The organism is Psychrobacter sp. W2-37-MNA-CIBAN-0211 (genome assembly GCF_040309405.1).
Lineage (GTDB): Bacteria > Pseudomonadota > Gammaproteobacteria > Pseudomonadales > Moraxellaceae > Psychrobacter > Psychrobacter glaciei.
In genome coordinates this window covers 1-282 of the sequence record NZ_JBEOOU010000125.1, presented here as the reverse complement: position 1 = coordinate 282, position 282 = coordinate 1, and the positions used below count along the sequence as shown (strand labels likewise).

Annotated in this window: 1 protein-coding gene; it reads right to left on the bottom strand. The window is 47.2% G+C overall.

Annotated elements, in window-relative coordinates; genetic code table 11:
* On the bottom strand, positions 1-282 hold a 282-nt coding region (locus AAEY72_RS14570), incomplete at both ends, for a hypothetical protein (protein WP_352311242.1).

Here is a 282-nt window from a genome sequence, read left to right as displayed (position 1 = left end):
CAGTAGGGTCACCAATCTTACTAAACACAAACGAGCCACCACGATAAGCGATAAGCAATACCTGTGACGGTAACACTTCTAGGTTTGTCGGTGCGTCCGGTGTAATAGGTCCGGTAATTTGCGTGTATGTTGTGCCATCAAATCGAAAAGCTGGATTTTTACCATCCACACCAATAAGCTCAAGTCCCGCAGCACTACCGCTAAAGTTGGCTTGCTTGATAACTAATTGACCGCCTGGCGATAATGCCGGAGTAGTAACCTCATTCCACCCTGTAACCGTAC